The following is a 15732-nucleotide window of genomic DNA, read 5'->3' on the forward strand; positions in this document are numbered from 1 at the left end:
AGCCAGGACTGTTACTTAGTCCGTCTCTTAATAATCATTTTATCTGAAGGCTTCTTCTTCCGTGTACGCGCTCCAAGAGCAGGTTTACCCCAGGGAGTTACCGGGTTACGCCCAACCGGAGAACGGCCTTCACCACCGCCGTGCGGGTGGTCGACAGGGTTCATAACAACACCGCGCACGGTAGGCCTTCTGCCTAACCAACGAGCCCGTCCGGCTTTTCCAATGGTAATGTTTTCATGTTCAAGGTTGCCAACCTGCCCGATGGTTGCTTTGCAATCTACATGGATCAGGCGAACTTCTCCGGACGGCATACGGACATGTGCATAATCCCCCTCTTTAGCCATTAGTTGGGCTGCCGCCCCTGCTGAGCGGACTAACTGAGCGCCTTTTCCGGGTTTTAACTCCACATTATGAATAACGGTACCAACCGGAATGTTTTTCAGGGGCAGGGCATTTCCGGTCTTAATATCGGCATCAGGTCCGGAAATAATTTCATCGCCCACCTTCAACCCGAGAGGAGCGATAATATACCTTTTTTCACCATCTGCGTAATTCAACAGGGCTATCCTGGAAGTGCGGTTCGGATCGTATTCTATAGTGGCAACTTTTGCAGGAATTCCGTCTTTGTCCCGCTTAAAGTCAATAATCCTGTACATCCTCTTATGTCCACCACCACGGTGCCGCACCGATATCCTGCCCTGGTTATTACGCCCGGCCTTGCTCTTCAAAGGCTCTAATAGTGATTTTTCGGGCTGGTCGGTAGTAATATCAGAAAAATCGGCCACAGTCATAAAACGTCTACCGGGTGATGTTGGTTTAAACTTCTTAACTGCCACATTTGTTCCCTCCTTTACCTAGGAATCATTGTTATACTCCTTCAAATACTTCGATCTTGTCGCCTTCTTTCAGGGTGACAATTGCTTTTTTACGATTCGGGGTTTTCCCGACAAATCTTCCGACTCTCTTGGTCTTCCCTTTTACGTTCATGGTGTTTACATTTACTACAGTGACATTGAATAATTCTTGAATTGCGTGTTTAATTTCTAACTTATTTGCTTTTGGGTCCACGTAAAAAGTATATTTGTTCTCTTCCAAAAGGCCCATGCTTCGTTCGGATATCACCGGCCTTTTAATAATATCTCTGGGGTTACGCATTATGCCAGCACCTCCTCAACCTTGGCTACCGCATCTTTGGTAATCACCAGTTTTTCATGGTTCACGAGGTCATATACATTCAGTCCACTGGCCGTCAATGGTGTAACTCCAGGGATATTACGTGCCGATTTGATTACGTTTTGATCAACATCGGCAGTAACAACAACTGCTTTTTTCGCCTTCAGCCTGTTCAGGATTTCAGCCATTTCCTTAGTCTTTGGCTGGGCCATTTCCAAGGTATCCAAAACAATAATGTTGCCATCGGACACTTTAGAAGACAGGACGGATTTCAAAGCCAGCCTTCTGGCTTTTTTAGGCATTGTATAATTAAACGACCTCGGTTTGGGTCCGAATGTAATACCGCCGCCTCTCCAAATAGGAGAACGAATACTTCCGTGGCGCGCACGGCCGGTGCCTTTTTGCCGCCAGGGCTTGCGCCCGCCTCCGCTAACTTCGGCCCGGGTCTTGGTGGATGCCGTTCCAACGCGACGGTTAGCCAACTGCATTACTACCACATCATGGACCAATCCTTCGTTTGGTTCGATGCCAAATACTTCGTCTTTTAACTCAATCTCGCCAACCTGTTCTCCTTTGATATTATATAAAGCTACTTTAGGCATATCTAATCCTCCTTTCCTGCCATTACCTATTTAGCTTTTACGCTGCTTTTTACCGCTACCAGAGAGCCTTTGGGCCCCGGAATTGCTCCTTTTATTAAAAGCAAGTTGCGCTCAGGGTCAACTTTGACTATTTCCAGGTTCTGTATTGTAACCTTTTCTGCCCCCAAATGACCGGGCCTCTTGGTTCCTTTAAATACCCTGGCCGGGCCTTTTGCTCCGGCGCTACCTACCCTGCGGTGGCTTTTGGAACCATGGGCCATGGGTCCCCGCTGGAAGTTGTATCTTTTTATGGTACCGGCAAATCCTTTACCCTTTGAGGTACCCTCTACGTCAACACGTTCTCCGGCTTCAAAAATATCGACTTTGATTTCCTGACCCAATTGGTAATCATCTATGTTTACCACTTTGAATTCTTTTAAATACTTCATGGGTTTTACCCCAGCCTTGGCAAAGTGCCCTTTCAACGGTTTCGTCAATAAACTTTCGCGTTTTTCACCAAAGCCCAATTGAATAGAATTATAACCGTCAGTCTCCACGGTCTTTTTCTGTACAACGACGCAGGGACCGGCTTCAACCACTGTTACCGGTAATACTTCGCCCTGTTCATTGAAAATTTGGGTCATGCCAATCTTCTTACCCAATATTCCTTTAGACATTTATTGCCACCTCCTAATTTCGTCCAGCGGTCAACTCAGAACTGATTCCACCTGAATTGACTTACGACACATTATTACTTGCCGCCAGCGGCCGTACTAGCCACTAACCGGCCACTGCCCATTACAGCTTTATCTCTATGTCAACACCAGCCGGTAAGTCCAGACGCATAAGTGCATCGACGGTTTTAGGTGTAGGTTCCAGTATGTCGATTAACCTTTTATGAATCCTCATTTCGAACTGTTCCCGTGAATCTTTGTTAACATGAGGAGATCTTAAAATTGTGTATATGCTTTTTTCTGTGGGTAGGGGTACAGGTCCGGCAACACCCGCACCGGTTCTTTTAGCAGTATCCACTATTTTCTCCGCAGATTGGTCAAGAATTTTATGATCATAGGCCTTAAGTCTGATTCTAATTTTTTGTTTACTCATTTTTTAACCTCCTTCGCCCGATATTTTTCCGGACTTCTCCGTGAAAATTCCCTAAGCAAATCTTAGCAACCTTTCACTTCATCGCTTTCAGCAAGTCCGCCTAATTAGAGCGTCTTTTTTTGTACCCTATACATAAAAAGAACAAAAGTTTCTATTGAAACTTCAAGGAAACTTTTGTTGATATCCGGAAATCATGCCTTGAGGTTATCCACAATTTTACCTCAAAGCATAATTTCCTAAATATCAAGAGGAGAGTTAAGTACCACAGCCTCATGGCTGTGATACTCAAGCTCCTTGTTTATTATAAACCGGATAATTACTCTTTGATAGCTGATACAACACCGGCTCCTACTGTACGGCCACCCTCCCGGATAGCGAAGCGGAGTCCTTCTTCGATAGCAATCGGGGTAATCAATTCAATGTCCATCTTTACGTTGTCCCCAGGCATTACCATCTCTACGCCCTCAGGTAACTTTACTACTCCGGTCACGTCTGTTGTACGGAAGTAAAACTGCGGACGGTATCCGTTGAAGAACGGGGTGTGACGGCCTCCTTCTTCCTTGGTCAGTACGTATACCTCGGCAAAAAACTTGGTGTGCGGATTGATGGTGCCCGGCTTTGCCAGTACCTGCCCACGCTCTACCTCTTTCCTGTCAATACCACGCAACAGGCAACCTATATTGTCTCCGGCCTCTGCCTGATCCAACAGCTTGCGGAACATCTCTACTCCGGTTATTACGGTCTTCTTACGCTCTTCGCTCATACCGATAATCTCTACTTCGTCGCCTACTTTTACTGTTCCGCGCTCTACCCTTCCCGTTGCTACGGTACCACGTCCGGTGATGGAGAATACGTCCTCTATCGGCATCAGGAACGGTTTGTCGGTATCACGCTGCGGTGTCGGGAAGTAACTATCTACTTCGTCCATCAGTTTCCAAATAGCCCCGCACCACTTGCAATCCCTCTGTCCACAGCCGCACTCCAGGGCTTTTAATGCGGATCCGGCCACAATCGGAATCTCATCCCCCGGAAATTCGTATTCGCTTAACAGTTCCCGCACTTCCATCTCCACTAATTCCATTAATTCATCGTCGTCTACCATGTCTGCCTTGTTCAGGAATACTACAATGTAAGGCACCCCTACCTGACGGGCCAGCAGAATGTGCTCCCGGGTCTGGGGCATTGGACCGTCTGCTGCGGATACTACCAGTATGGCCCCGTCCATCTGGGCTGCTCCGGTAATCATGTTCTTTACGTAGTCGGCGTGGCCCGGACAGTCTACGTGCGCGTAGTGACGGGCATCGGTTTCGTACTCTACGTGCGCCGTATTAATGGTAATTCCTCTTTCCCTCTCTTCCGGCGCATTGTCAATCTCATCGTATTTCTTTACTTCAGCTTTTCCCTGGGTTGCCAGGATGGTGGTGATTGCCGCTGTCAATGTAGTCTTGCCATGGTCTACGTGACCTATGGTACCAACGTTTACGTGGGGTTTCGTACGTTCAAACTTTGCTTTTGCCATTCTCTTATTCCTCCTTGAAATCTAATTGGTATTCATTTAAATTTAAAGTTCTCTTTACCTGTAAAAGCAATATATTAATAGTGGTTGTTTCCTTTTAAACGGTCTCAGGCCACTTTTTATGAGCCCTGCCGCTTGGCTATAATTCCATCGGCAATGTTTTTCGGCACTTCTTCATAGTGACTGAACTGCATAGTATAGGTTCCTCTACCCTGCGTTCTGGAACGAAGGTCTGTTGCATAACCAAACATTTCTGCCAAAGGTACATACCCTCTGATGGTTTGTGAATTACCCCTGGGCTCCATTCCTTCGATACGACCACGGCGGGAGTTAATGTCGCCCATAACGTCACCCATGTATTCTTCGGGTACCACGACTTCAACCTTCATAATCGGCTCCAGAAGTACCGGGTTGGCTTTAACGGCGCCGTTTTTGAAGGCCAGAGAACCGGCAATTTTAAATGCCATTTCCGACGAGTCTACATCGTGGTATGAACCGTCGTACAGAGTTGCCCTGATATCAATGGCTGGGTATCCAGCCAGAATACCATTTTCCATAGCTTCTCTAATACCGGCCTCAACAGGGGCGATGTATTCCTTGGGGACAACACCGCCGACGATCTTATTGACAAATTCAAATCCCTGACCGGGCTCAAGCGGTTCAAACTCAACCCAAACGTGTCCGTACTGGCCACGTCCACCGGACTGGCGGATAAATTTACCTTCCGCTTTAACACTGCTTCTGATAGTTTCTTTGTACGCAACCTGGGGTCGGCCGACATTGGCCTCCACTTTAAATTCCCTGAGCATCCGGTCAACAATGATCTCCAGGTGCAGCTCGCCCATACCCTGGATAATTGTTTGTCCGGTTTCGGGATCAGTGTATGTTCTGAAAGTCGGGTCCTCTTCCGCTAGCCTGGACAGAGCCAGACCCATTTTCTCCTGGTCAGCTTTTGTTTTCGGCTCAATAGCCACGGCAATAACAGGTTCAGGGAACTGCATGGATTCCAAAATTATCGGCGCCTTTTCATCACAAAGGGTGTCGCCGGTGCTGGTATCTTTTAAACCAACTGCCGCCGCAATATCTCCGGTGCAAACTTCTGAAATTTCTTCCCGGTGATTTGCGTGCATTTGTAGAATCCGTCCGATCCTTTCCTTTTTGCCTTTGGTTGAGTTGAATACGTAGGAACCGGACTGCAGGACTCCTGAATATACCCTGAAGAACGCCAGTTTGCCAACGTAGGGGTCAGCCATAATCTTAAAGGCCAACGCAGAGAAAGGCTCATCGTCGCTGGCAACTCTCTTATCCTCTTCACCGGTTTCAGGATTGGTCCCTTTGATAGCAGGTATATCCAACGGCGAAGGCAGATAATCTACAACCGCATCCAGCAGAGGCTGCACTCCCTTATTTTTAAATGCGGATCCACAAAGAACAGGAATGAGTTTTACTGCAATACACCCTTTGCGGATACCCTTTTTTATTTCTTCTACCGTTAGCTCTTCGCCTTCTAAATACTTCATCATTAATTCTTCATCGGTTTCCGCAACTGCCTCAATAAGTTTTTCACGATATTCCGCCGCAATTTCTTTCAAGTCTTCAGGAATATCCGTTTTATCACTTTGGGTTCCCAAATCATCGGTATATATAATCGCCTGGTTTTCGACCAGGTCAACCACACCTTTGAACTGGTCTTCACTGCCAATGGGTATTTGTAGCGCTACGGGGTTAGCCCCTAAGCGTTCCCTGATCATATTCAGGCCGCGGAAAAAGTCTGCGCCTACCCTGTCCATTTTGTTGATAAAGGCTATTCTTGGAACCCCATATTTGTCAGCCTGACGCCATACAGTTTCGGACTGCGGTTCCACTCCGCCTACTGAACAAAAGACCGCCACGGCTCCGTCCAGCACCCGGAGAGACCTTTCCACCTCTACAGTAAAGTCCACGTGCCCTGGTGTATCTATTATGTTAATACGGTGACCTCTCCATTGGCAGGTAGTAGCAGCCGACGTTATTGTAATTCCGCGCTCCTGTTCCTGAACCATCCAGTCCATGGTGGCAGCTCCATCATGTACTTCACCTATTTTATGCACACGACCGGTGTAGAACAAAATCCGTTCAGTGGTTGTTGTTTTACCTGCATCGATATGGGCCATAATACCGATATTACGAGTTTTCTCTAGAGCAAACTGTCTAGCCAAGTATTTTTCCCCCTTTCTGTCATGAGGTGAAGTTCACAAGAACCACAGGTATAACTACCAGCGATAATGCGCAAACGCCTTATTGGCCTCGGCCATCTTGTGGGTATCTTCTTTCTTCTTCACAGCTCCACCTGTGTTATTAGCAGCATCCATAATTTCAGCAGCTAATCTTTCATCCATGGTTTTTTCGCCGCGAGTACGGGCATAGTTCACAAGCCAACGCAATGCTAATGTTTGCCTGCGTTCAGGGCGCACTTCCACCGGAACCTGATAGTTGGCGCCACCGACCCGGCGAGCCTTTACTTCCAATACCGGCATAATGTTTTTTAAAGCCTGCTCAAATACTTCTAGAGGATCCTTACCGGTTTTCTCTTTGACAATGTCAAAGGCATTATAACAGATAGACTCTGCAATACTTTTCTTGCCATCGAGCATAATTTGATTAATCAATTTGGTTACCACTTTGCTGCCGTATATCGGATCAGGCAGTACTTCGCGCTTAGGAACAGAACCTCTTCTGGGCAATAACTTCCCCCCCTTTGCAGGATTTTCGCTTTTAGATTAAATTATTTGGCTTTCGGTCTCTTGGCGCCGTATTTGGAACGTCCCTGGTTTCTGTTTTGGACACCGGCGGTATCCAATGCGCCGCGAACAATATGATATCTTACACCGGGAAGGTCTTTAACCCGGCCACCCCTTACCAACACTACCGAGTGTTCCTGTAAGTTATGACCAATGCCCGGGATATATGCGGTTACTTCAATACCATTTGTCAATCTTACCCTGGCAACTTTGCGGAGGGCAGAATTGGGCTTTTTGGGTGTAGTAGTATAAACCCTTGTGCATACCCCTCTTTTCTGAGGGCATTCTTTAAGGGCAGGTGCAGTGGATTTCTTTTCAACCATTTGCCTGCTTTTACGAACGAGCTGACTAATCGTAGGCATATATACACCTCCTTCCTTAAAAATCAAAAAATACAATAACTTTGCCCCTTACCGGCGCAAGGGGCAAAGTACAAAACATTATTTTGTAAACAAACCCCAGTATCACTCTTCAGTTATAGCACACACTGCACATCCCACATCAATGTGGCAGGCTTTGCCCAGGGCTTTCATGGAATCAACGGTAACAACTTCAACCCCTTTTTCCTGGCAAAGTTGAAGTACCGGTTTTATTACATGCTGGTCTGCATCAGAGGCAACAAACACCTTTTTTGCCAGGCCCTTATTAAGGGCTTTCAGAGTTTGTTTAGTGCCAACGGTTTTAGACTTGGCGCTCTCCAAACCGCTGATGGGCATGAAATCAACCTCCTTGGAATCCAGACACTTTTTTATATTATCATTATTACTGAGCGCTGTCAAGATTTTTCAAATCTTCTTCTTTTTCGTTTGGTTCCACTATTATATTTCTGTATCTTGACATCCCAGTTCCCGCCGGTACCAACTTTCCAATAATTACGTTCTCTTTCAGCCCAAGGAGCGGATCCAGTTTACCTTTAATAGCTGCTTCTGTTAATACCCTTGTCGTTTCCTGGAAGGAAGCGGCAGACAGGAACGAATCTGTAGCCAGTGAAGCTTTTGTAATCCCTAACAACACCGGTCTCGCCGTTGCCGGCTGTCCGCCGTTGGCAATAATTTTCGCGTTCTCTTCTTCGAAATCGAAGACATCTATCAAACCACCGGGCAGAAGGTCTGTATCGCCAGGGTCTTCTACTTTCACCTTGCGCAGCATTTGGCGAACCATAACTTCAATGTGTTTGTCATTAATGTCAACTCCCTGCAGGCGGTATACTCTTTGTACCTCATGTACCAGATACAGTTGAACTCCCTTTAGACCTTTTATTTTCAGCATATCGTGCGGGTTAACGGAACCTTCCGTAAGTTCATCCCCTGCTTCCACATAATCTCCGTCTTTGACCCTGACTCTGGCGCCATAAGGAATCTGATATAACTGTTTTTCCCCATCTGCGTTGGTAACTTCGATTTCCCTACGGCCTTTAACCTCCTGAATGGCTACAGTACCGCTGATTTCCGTAATTATAGCCTGGCCTTTGGGTTTCCGGGCCTCAAAAAGTTCCTCAACCCTTGGCAGACCCTGCGTAATATCGTCACCTGCCACACCTCCTGTATGGAAGGTTCTCATTGTCAGCTGGGTCCCCGGCTCACCGATGGACTGGGCAGCAATAATGCCTACCGCCTCACCTATATCTACCTGACGTCCCGTAGCAAGGTTTCTGCCATAGCATTTTTTGCATACACCATAACGGGTTTTACAGGTCAAAACAGACCTTATCTTTACTTTCTTGACACCGGCATTAATGATAGCTTCTGCGATTTTTTCATTGATTTCTTCGTTATAACGTACCAGTACTTCTCCCGTTTCGGGATGTAAGATATCTTCACCGGCTACCCGGCCAATAATCCGGTCTGCCAGGTTTTCTATGGTTTCAGAGCCATCCTTGATTTCTTCTACCACAATTCCGTTTGTGGTGCCACAGTCTTCTTCCCTTACAATAACATCCTGAGCTACGTCAACGAGACGCCTGGTCAGATAGCCGGAGTCTGCTGTCCTTAAAGCCGTATCAGCAAGACCTTTCCTGGCACCGTGGGTGGAGATAAAGTATTCCAATACCGTTAAACCCTCACGGAAATTCGCTTTAATCGGCAGGTCTATAATCCTACCGGACGGATCGGCCATCAAACCCCGCATACCAGCCAACTGACGAATCTGCTGGATATTACCCCGGGCGCCGGATGTAGCCATCATATATACAGGGTTAAATTTATCCAACGTCTTCAACAGGGCGCCGGTCACTTTGTCCGTAGCTTCGTTCCAGATACCGATAACCTTCTGGTATCTTTCTTCTTCGGTAATCAAACCCCGCCTGTACTGCTGTTCTACCAGCTCTACATTTTTTTCCGCATTAGCCAAAATCTCTTTCTTTTCTGCAGGAATGGTTATATCTTCAATACCAATCGTTACTCCGGCCCGGGTAGCAAATTTGTAGCCGGTTCTCTTTATACCGTCAAGCATCTTGGCCGTTGCTGAATATCCCAGTTCGCGGTATGCCTTGGCTACGATATTGCCAAGAACTTTTTTGTTGGCAACTTCGTTAATAAACCTGAGTTCTTCAGGTATTACCTCGTTAAAGATAGCCCGACCGACAGTAGTATCTACAAGTTGGCCGCCAATTCTGATTTTCACCTTGGCATGTAGGTCAACGGAACCGGTCTCATAGGCCATAATGGCTTCGTTAACATCCTTGAAGACTTTACCTTCCCCTTTTGCTCCATCCTTCTCCAGGGTCAGATAGTAACAACCAAGTACCATGTCCTGAGTCGGTATTGCTACCGGTCGGCCATCTTTTGGATTCAGGATGTTATGGGCCGATAGCATCAACAAACGCGCTTCAGCCTGCGCCTCGGCAGACAATGGTACGTGCACCGCCATCTGGTCACCGTCAAAGTCTGCGTTATAAGCTGTACATACCATCGGGTGGATCTGGATGGCACGTCCTTCTACCAATACCGGCTCAAAGGCCTGGATACCAAGCCGGTGAAGGGTCGGCGCCCTGTTTAACAGCACAGGATGTTCCTTAATAACTTCTTCCAGTACGTCCCATACTTCCGGGCGCACCCTCTCCACCATTCTCTTAGCGCTTTTTATATTATGAGCGTGGCCATCATTGACCAGTTTCTTCATTACAAAGGGTTTAAACAATTCCAGGGCCATCTCTTTGGGGAGACCACACTGATGCAACTGCAATTCCGGTCCTACCACGATTACAGAACGACCCGAGTAGTCAACCCGCTTACCCAGCAAGTTCTGGCGGAAACGCCCCTGTTTCCCCTTGAGCATATCACTCAGTGATTTTAACGGACGGTTGCCCGGTCCGGTAACAGGGCGTCCGCGCCGGCCATTATCAATCAGGGCATCAACAGCCTCCTGGAGCATCCTCTTTTCGTTTCTGACTATAATATCGGGAGCTCCTAAATCAAGCAACCTCTTTAACCGGTTGTTTCTATTAATAACTCGCCTGTATAAATCGTTTAAATCGGAAGTTGCGAAACGCCCACCATCCAGTTGGACCATTGGTCTTAATTCCGGCGGGATTACCGGAATTACCGTCAAAATCATCCATTCGGGGCGGTTCCCCGACTTTCTAAAAGCTTCCACAACTTCCAGCCTGCGGATAGCTCTGACCCTTCTCTGCCCCGTTACCTCACGTAGTTCCTGTCGCAGTTCCTTGGCGAGAGCATCCAGGTCAATTTCTTCGAGCAGCTTTTTGATAGCTTCCGCTCCCATACCTGCTTTAAAAGAATTACCGTACTTTTCCCTGTATTCCCGGTACTCATTCTCCGTCAAAAGCTGCTTTTTCATTAACGGAGTATCACCCGGGTCTATTACTATGTAAGAAACAAAGTATAGAACCTTTTCCAGTGAACGGGGCGACATATCCAATAACAAACCCATTCTGCTGGGAATACCTTTAAAATACCAGATATGGGAAACCGGCGCTGCCAACTCGATGTGGCCCAATCTTTCCCGGCGGACCTTGCTCCTGGTTACCTCTACACCACAACGGTCACAAATAATGCCTTTGTACCGCACCCTTTTATATTTTCCGCAGTGGCATTCCCAGTCCCTGGTGGGACCAAAAATCCGTTCACAGAAAAGCCCGTCCCTTTCAGGCTTCAAAGTGCGGTAATTTATGGTTTCAGGTTTTTTAACTTCCCCGCTGGACCACGCCCTGATTTGTTCCGGAGAAGCTAAACCAATCCGCATCCGGTCAAAATTGTTTACATCTAACAAGGGCCTCTCTCCCTTCAAAGTATTCTCGTAATACTAACTTGATTACGCCTGGTAAGTTGACTAGTCTTCCTCTATAAAATCGAAATCGTCATCCATGAAACTGGCATCAAAATCGTCATCCAGCGTGTCTTCTTCCTCTTCCTCTTCTTCAGGTTCATCCTGCGGCCCGTCATCGGGATGTTCAATATCCAGGCCCAGTTCCTTGGCCGTTTCGCTAACGTCATCCTCAACTTCTTTTATTTCAATTTCTTCATCTTCTTCGGAAAGAACCTTCACATCCAAGCCCAAACTCTGCAATTCTTTAATTAATACTTTGAAGGACTCAGGAACACCGGGTTCAGGTACATTTTCGCCTTTTACGATAGCTTCGTATGTCTTAACCCGGCCAACCACATCGTCGGATTTAACGGTGAGAATCTCCTGCAAAGTGTAGGCAGCACCGTACGCTTCGAGGGCCCAGACCTCCATCTCCCCGAACCTTTGCCCACCGAATTGCGCTTTACCACCCAGCGGTTGCTGGGTAACCAGGGAATAGGGACCTGTTGATCTGGCGTGAATTTTATCGTCTACCAGGTGGGCCAATTTCAGCATATAAACATATCCGACAGTTATGGGGTTATCAAAGGGCTCTCCCGTTCGTCCATCGTAGAGTATAGTCTTTCCGGTAGTAGGCAGACCGGCTTTTTGCAGTGTTTCAAATACATCCTCTTCTGTTGCCCCGTCAAAAACAGGTGTTGCCATATAAATACCCATAGTCTTGGCAGCCCAACCCAAATGAGTCTCCAAAACCTGACCCAAGTTCATCCGCGAAGGAACACCCAGTGGATTAAGCACTATTTCAATCGGAGTTCCGTCAGGCATAAACGGCATATCCTCTTCCGGTAAAATACGGGCGATAACACCCTTGTTACCGTGACGACCTGCCATTTTATCACCCTCGGATATCTTCCTTTTCTGGGCAATATAAACCCGCACCAGTTGGTTAACACCGGGGGCTAATTCATCGCCGTTTTCCCTGGAAAATACTTTAACGTCAACAACTTTGCCGGATTCGCCATGCGGTACCCGGAGGGAAGTATCGCGAACTTCCCTTGCTTTTTCACCAAAAATTGCCCTTAACAAGCGTTCTTCGGCAGTAAGCTCCGTCTCTCCCTTGGGAGTAACTTTACCGACAAGAATGTCGCCTGGCCTTACTTCCGCACCTATTCTGATGATGCCCCTGTCGTCAAGGTCTTTCAGCACTTCTTCGCCCACGTTGGGTATATCTCTGGTAATTTCTTCGGGACCCAATTTGGTATCACGGGCATCACATTCATATTCTTCTATGTGAATAGAGGTGAAATAATCTTCTTTGACAAGTTTTTTACTGACTAATATAGCGTCTTCGTAGTTGTAACCTTCCCAGGGCATAAAAGCAACCAATACGTTACGGCCGAGAGCCAGTTCTCCCAGGTCCGTAGAAGGTCCGTCCGCAATAACTTCACCTGCTTCAACCCTAGCGCCTTTTACGACAATCGGTTTTTGGTTCATGCAAGTCCCCTGGTTAGACCTGGTAAACTTCAATAATTTGTAAACATCTTCGTTTCCATCATCGGTTTTTATTCTAATCTCGTTGGCAGTGACTTTAGTTACTACGCCACTTCTTTTCGCAAGGACGACAACACCGGAATCGGTGGCGGCCTTATATTCCATACCCGTTCCAACCAAAGGAGCGTCAGTCCGTAGCAACGGAACAGCCTGCCGCTGCATGTTTGAGCCCATCAATGCCCTGTTGGCATCGTCATTTTCGAGAAATGGTATCAACGCAGTAGCGATACTGACAACTTGTTTAGGAGAAACATCCATATAATCAACGCGGTCAACGGGAACCTTCAGTATCTCATGGCCATGTCTGGCATTAACCTTATCGGTCAGAAACCTTCCTTCTTCGTCCAGAGGAGCGTTGGCCTGGGCAATCACGAAATTATCTTCTTCATCTGCCGTTAAGTACTCTATTTCATTGGTAACTATGCCCTTTTCCTTGTCAACCTTGCGATATGGAGTCTCTATAAAACCGAATTCGTTAATCCGCGCATATGTACTGAGAGATCCTATCAAACCAATGTTGGGACCTTCCGGCGTTTCTATCGGGCACATACGTCCATAGTGGGAGTGGTGAACATCACGAACTTCGAAGCCTGCCCGTTCCCTGCTCAAACCGCCGGGTCCTAAGGCACTAAGCCTTCTCTTATGCGTTAATTCAGCCAAGGGGTTGGTCTGGTCCATAAACTGTGATAGCTGGCTGCTGCCAAAGAATTCCTTGATGGCCGCCACTACGGGTCTAATATTAATTAATACCTGGGGTGTAATGACATCTACGTCCTGAATGGTCATTCTTTCACGCACAACCCGTTCCATCCTGGATAACCCTATGCGGAACTGGTTCTGTAGCAATTCCCCGACAGACCGCAAGCGCCTGTTGCCTAAATGGTCGATATCATCCACTTTACCTTCCCCATCCATCAATTTCAGGGTATAGGCCACAGTAGCAACGATATCTTCTTTGGTTAGATTCCGTACCTCAGGTGGTACATCCAATTTCAGTTTTTTATTTAATTTATACCTACCCACATTAGCCAGGTCGTATCTCTTCGGATCAAAGAACAAAGTCTCCAGGAGCGAACGCGCACTTTCAACAGTGGGAGGTTCGCCCGGACGAAGCCTCTTATATATTTCAACCAAAGCTTCTTCCTCAGAATCAGTATTATCACGTTCCAGGGTCGCCCTAATTCTTTCATCGTCCTGGAACAACTCAAGAATTTTACCGTTGCTACCATAGCCCAAAGCTCTGATTAATACGGTAACAGGCAGCTTTCTGGTCCGGTCAATACGCACAAAAATATTGTCATTGGCATCAGTTTCAAGTTCCAACCAGGCTCCCCGGTTAGGAATGATAGTGGCATTGTAAAGTTTTTTACCTGTAGAATCAATCTGTTCTGAAAAATAAACGCCGGGTGAACGAACTAACTGGCTGACGATAACCCGTTCCGCTCCGTTAATAATAAAAGTTCCCTTTTCTGTCATCAGGGGAAAATCACCCATGAATACTTCCTGTTCCTTTACTTCCCCGGTCTCCTTGTTAATTAGGCGAACTTTTACCCTGAGCGGAGCTGCATAGGTTACGTCCCGTTCCTTACATTCATCTACTGAATATTTGGGTTCGCCGAGAGTATAATCGACAAATTCCAAAATCAGATTGCCAGTAAAATCCTGGATCGGGGAAATATCATAAAACATTTCCCGCAAACCCTCTTTTAGGAACCAGTCGTAGGAGTTCTGCTGAATTTCTATCAGGTTCGGCATGTCGAGAACTTCTTTAATCCTGGCATAACTCCATCTCTCCCGTTTTCCCACCTTTATCGGATAGACCATTAAGAGCTTCACCCCTTGAAAAAAATAAATTCAAACATTTAAAAGCAAGGCTTAAGAAAAACCTCGCTTTACTTTTCTTTGATTTAATTTTGGGAATTGTAAAATAAATCCTCAGGCATCAATCTATTCTTCCCTTAAAGCAGACATATTATGCATCTTTCAGACATAATCCTTATAATGGCAAGGGGTTACGTCCGAACACGATAGCATTGTATAATGGTAACACATTTTGTGTCAAATGTCAAGAACAGCCAATATTTGATTTATACTTTCCCATACGTCCAGTAAGGCACTCAAGAAGAGTGCCTTAATTAACATCACCATATTTAAGCTCTCTATAGTGACGGCATAGGCCATAAGGTTTCTCAAAGGAAAGATCCTTATGGCCTACACACATTGCAGGTGTCAACATGTTAAAGCTATAATGAATTGAGGCACTCAAAATGAGTGCCTTTTTTATTTTTGAATTTACTTAAGTTCTACAGTGGCGCCTGCTTCTTCAAGCTTAGCCTTGATGGATTCGGCTTCTTCCTTGCCAACCTTCTCTTTTACGGGCTTGGGAGCGCCGTCAACCAGCTCTTTGGCTTCTTTCAGGCCAAGACCGGTAATTTCACGGACCACCTTGATAACGTTGATCTTTTTGTCACCGGCAGAAGCCAGAATAACATCAAATTCAGTCTTCTCTTCAGCAGCAGCAGCGGCGCCACCGGTAGCAGCGGGGGCAGCTGCGGCCACAGCTACAGGAGCAGCAGCAGTAACACCGAATTCCTCTTCAAAAGCCTTTACCAATTCAGCTAATTCCAGAACAGTCAAGCCTTTTACAGCTTCTAAAATCTCATTTACTTTAGACATGGTTATTCCTCCTTATATTCATCTTAATAATATTTAATTTCATCTGATAGTTTAATTTGCAAACCCTTTTATTTCGGCCATT

Annotated in this window: 13 protein-coding genes; all 13 read right to left on the minus strand. The window is 46.5% G+C overall.

Features of this window, described 5'->3' with window-relative positions; translation table 11 throughout:
• Window positions 1-11: 11 nt before the first annotated feature.
• A complete protein-coding gene (rplB, locus tag Tfer_RS09090; RefSeq protein WP_013119210.1) occupies window positions 12-836 on the minus strand; it encodes a 50S ribosomal protein L2 in 825 nt (274 codons plus the stop codon).
• Between the two features lie 31 nt (window positions 837-867).
• On the minus strand, window positions 868-1155 hold the full coding sequence (gene rplW / locus Tfer_RS09095) for a 50S ribosomal protein L23 (RefSeq protein ID WP_013119209.1): 288 nt from the start codon (window positions 1153-1155) through the stop codon (window positions 868-870).
• On the minus strand, window positions 1155-1775 hold the full coding sequence (gene rplD, locus Tfer_RS09100) for a 50S ribosomal protein L4 (protein ID WP_013119208.1): 621 nt from the start codon (window positions 1773-1775) through the stop codon (window positions 1155-1157). Before rplD ends, rplW begins: the two co-directional genes overlap by 1 nt.
• A gap of 26 nt (window positions 1776-1801) precedes the next feature.
• Window positions 1802-2431, minus strand: coding sequence for a 50S ribosomal protein L3 (gene rplC / locus Tfer_RS09105; protein WP_013119207.1), 630 nt, complete (start codon window positions 2429-2431; stop codon window positions 1802-1804).
• 121 nt (window positions 2432-2552) lie between these two features.
• Window positions 2553-2861 (minus strand): 30S ribosomal protein S10, encoded by a 309-nt coding sequence (gene rpsJ / locus Tfer_RS09110; RefSeq protein ID WP_013119206.1) that lies wholly within the window; start codon window positions 2859-2861, stop codon window positions 2553-2555.
• A gap of 316 nt (window positions 2862-3177) precedes the next feature.
• On the minus strand, window positions 3178-4380 hold the full coding sequence (gene tuf / locus Tfer_RS09115) for an elongation factor Tu (protein WP_013119189.1): 1203 nt from the start codon (window positions 4378-4380) through the stop codon (window positions 3178-3180).
• A gap of 116 nt (window positions 4381-4496) precedes the next feature.
• On the minus strand, window positions 4497-6575 hold the full coding sequence (gene fusA / locus Tfer_RS09120; RefSeq protein WP_013119205.1) for an elongation factor G: 2079 nt from the start codon (window positions 6573-6575) through the stop codon (window positions 4497-4499).
• Window positions 6576-6629: 54 nt separating this feature from the next.
• Window positions 6630-7100, minus strand: coding sequence for a 30S ribosomal protein S7 (gene rpsG, locus Tfer_RS09125; RefSeq protein WP_013119204.1), 471 nt, complete (start codon window positions 7098-7100; stop codon window positions 6630-6632).
• A gap of 41 nt (window positions 7101-7141) precedes the next feature.
• Window positions 7142-7519, minus strand: a complete 378-nt coding sequence (gene rpsL, locus Tfer_RS09130; protein WP_013119203.1) for a 30S ribosomal protein S12 — start codon at window positions 7517-7519, stop codon at window positions 7142-7144.
• 102 nt (window positions 7520-7621) lie between these two features.
• Entirely contained in the window at window positions 7622-7873 is a 252-nt protein-coding gene (locus Tfer_RS09135; RefSeq protein ID WP_013119202.1) for a L7Ae/L30e/S12e/Gadd45 family ribosomal protein, read from the minus strand.
• A 46-nt stretch (window positions 7874-7919) separates the two neighbouring features.
• Window positions 7920-11387, minus strand: coding sequence for a DNA-directed RNA polymerase subunit beta' (gene rpoC / locus Tfer_RS09140; RefSeq protein ID WP_052218136.1), 3468 nt, complete (start codon window positions 11385-11387; stop codon window positions 7920-7922).
• A gap of 60 nt (window positions 11388-11447) precedes the next feature.
• The gene (rpoB, locus tag Tfer_RS09145) at window positions 11448-14798 is read right to left on the minus strand and encodes a DNA-directed RNA polymerase subunit beta (protein WP_052218137.1); all 3351 of its coding nucleotides are present in this window, start codon (window positions 14796-14798) and stop codon (window positions 11448-11450) included.
• Between the two features lie 468 nt (window positions 14799-15266).
• Window positions 15267-15650 (minus strand): 50S ribosomal protein L7/L12, encoded by a 384-nt coding sequence (rplL, locus tag Tfer_RS09150; protein WP_052218138.1) that lies wholly within the window; start codon window positions 15648-15650, stop codon window positions 15267-15269.
• Between the last annotated feature and the right edge of the window lie 82 nt (window positions 15651-15732).

Origin of the sequence: Thermincola ferriacetica, from assembly GCF_001263415.1 — a bacterium.
Classification (GTDB): Bacteria; Bacillota; Thermincolia; order Thermincolales; family Thermincolaceae; genus Thermincola; species Thermincola ferriacetica.

Bases quoted from the DNA above. Each gene is read 5' to 3' on its own strand.
- rpsL (WP_013119203.1), bottom strand. From the start codon at position 7,519: ATGCCTACGATTAGTCAGCTCGTTCGTAAAAGCAGGCAAATGGTTGAA.
- tuf (WP_013119189.1), bottom strand. From the start codon at position 4,380: ATGGCAAAAGCAAAGTTTGAACGTACGAAACCCCACGTAAACGTTGGT.
- rplD (WP_013119208.1), bottom strand. From the start codon at position 1,775: ATGCCTAAAGTAGCTTTATATAATATCAAAGGAGAACAGGTTGGCGAG.
- rpoB (WP_052218137.1), bottom strand. From the start codon at position 14,798: ATGGTCTATCCGATAAAGGTGGGAAAACGGGAGAGATGGAGTTATGCC.
- Tfer_RS09135 (WP_013119202.1), bottom strand. From the start codon at position 7,873: ATGCCCATCAGCGGTTTGGAGAGCGCCAAGTCTAAAACCGTTGGCACT.
- rplL (WP_052218138.1), bottom strand. From the start codon at position 15,650: ATGTCTAAAGTAAATGAGATTTTAGAAGCTGTAAAAGGCTTGACTGTT.
- rpsJ (WP_013119206.1), bottom strand. From the start codon at position 2,861: ATGAGTAAACAAAAAATTAGAATCAGACTTAAGGCCTATGATCATAAA.
- rplW (WP_013119209.1), bottom strand. From the start codon at position 1,155: ATGCGTAACCCCAGAGATATTATTAAAAGGCCGGTGATATCCGAACGA.
- rplC (WP_013119207.1), bottom strand. From the start codon at position 2,431: ATGTCTAAAGGAATATTGGGTAAGAAGATTGGCATGACCCAAATTTTC.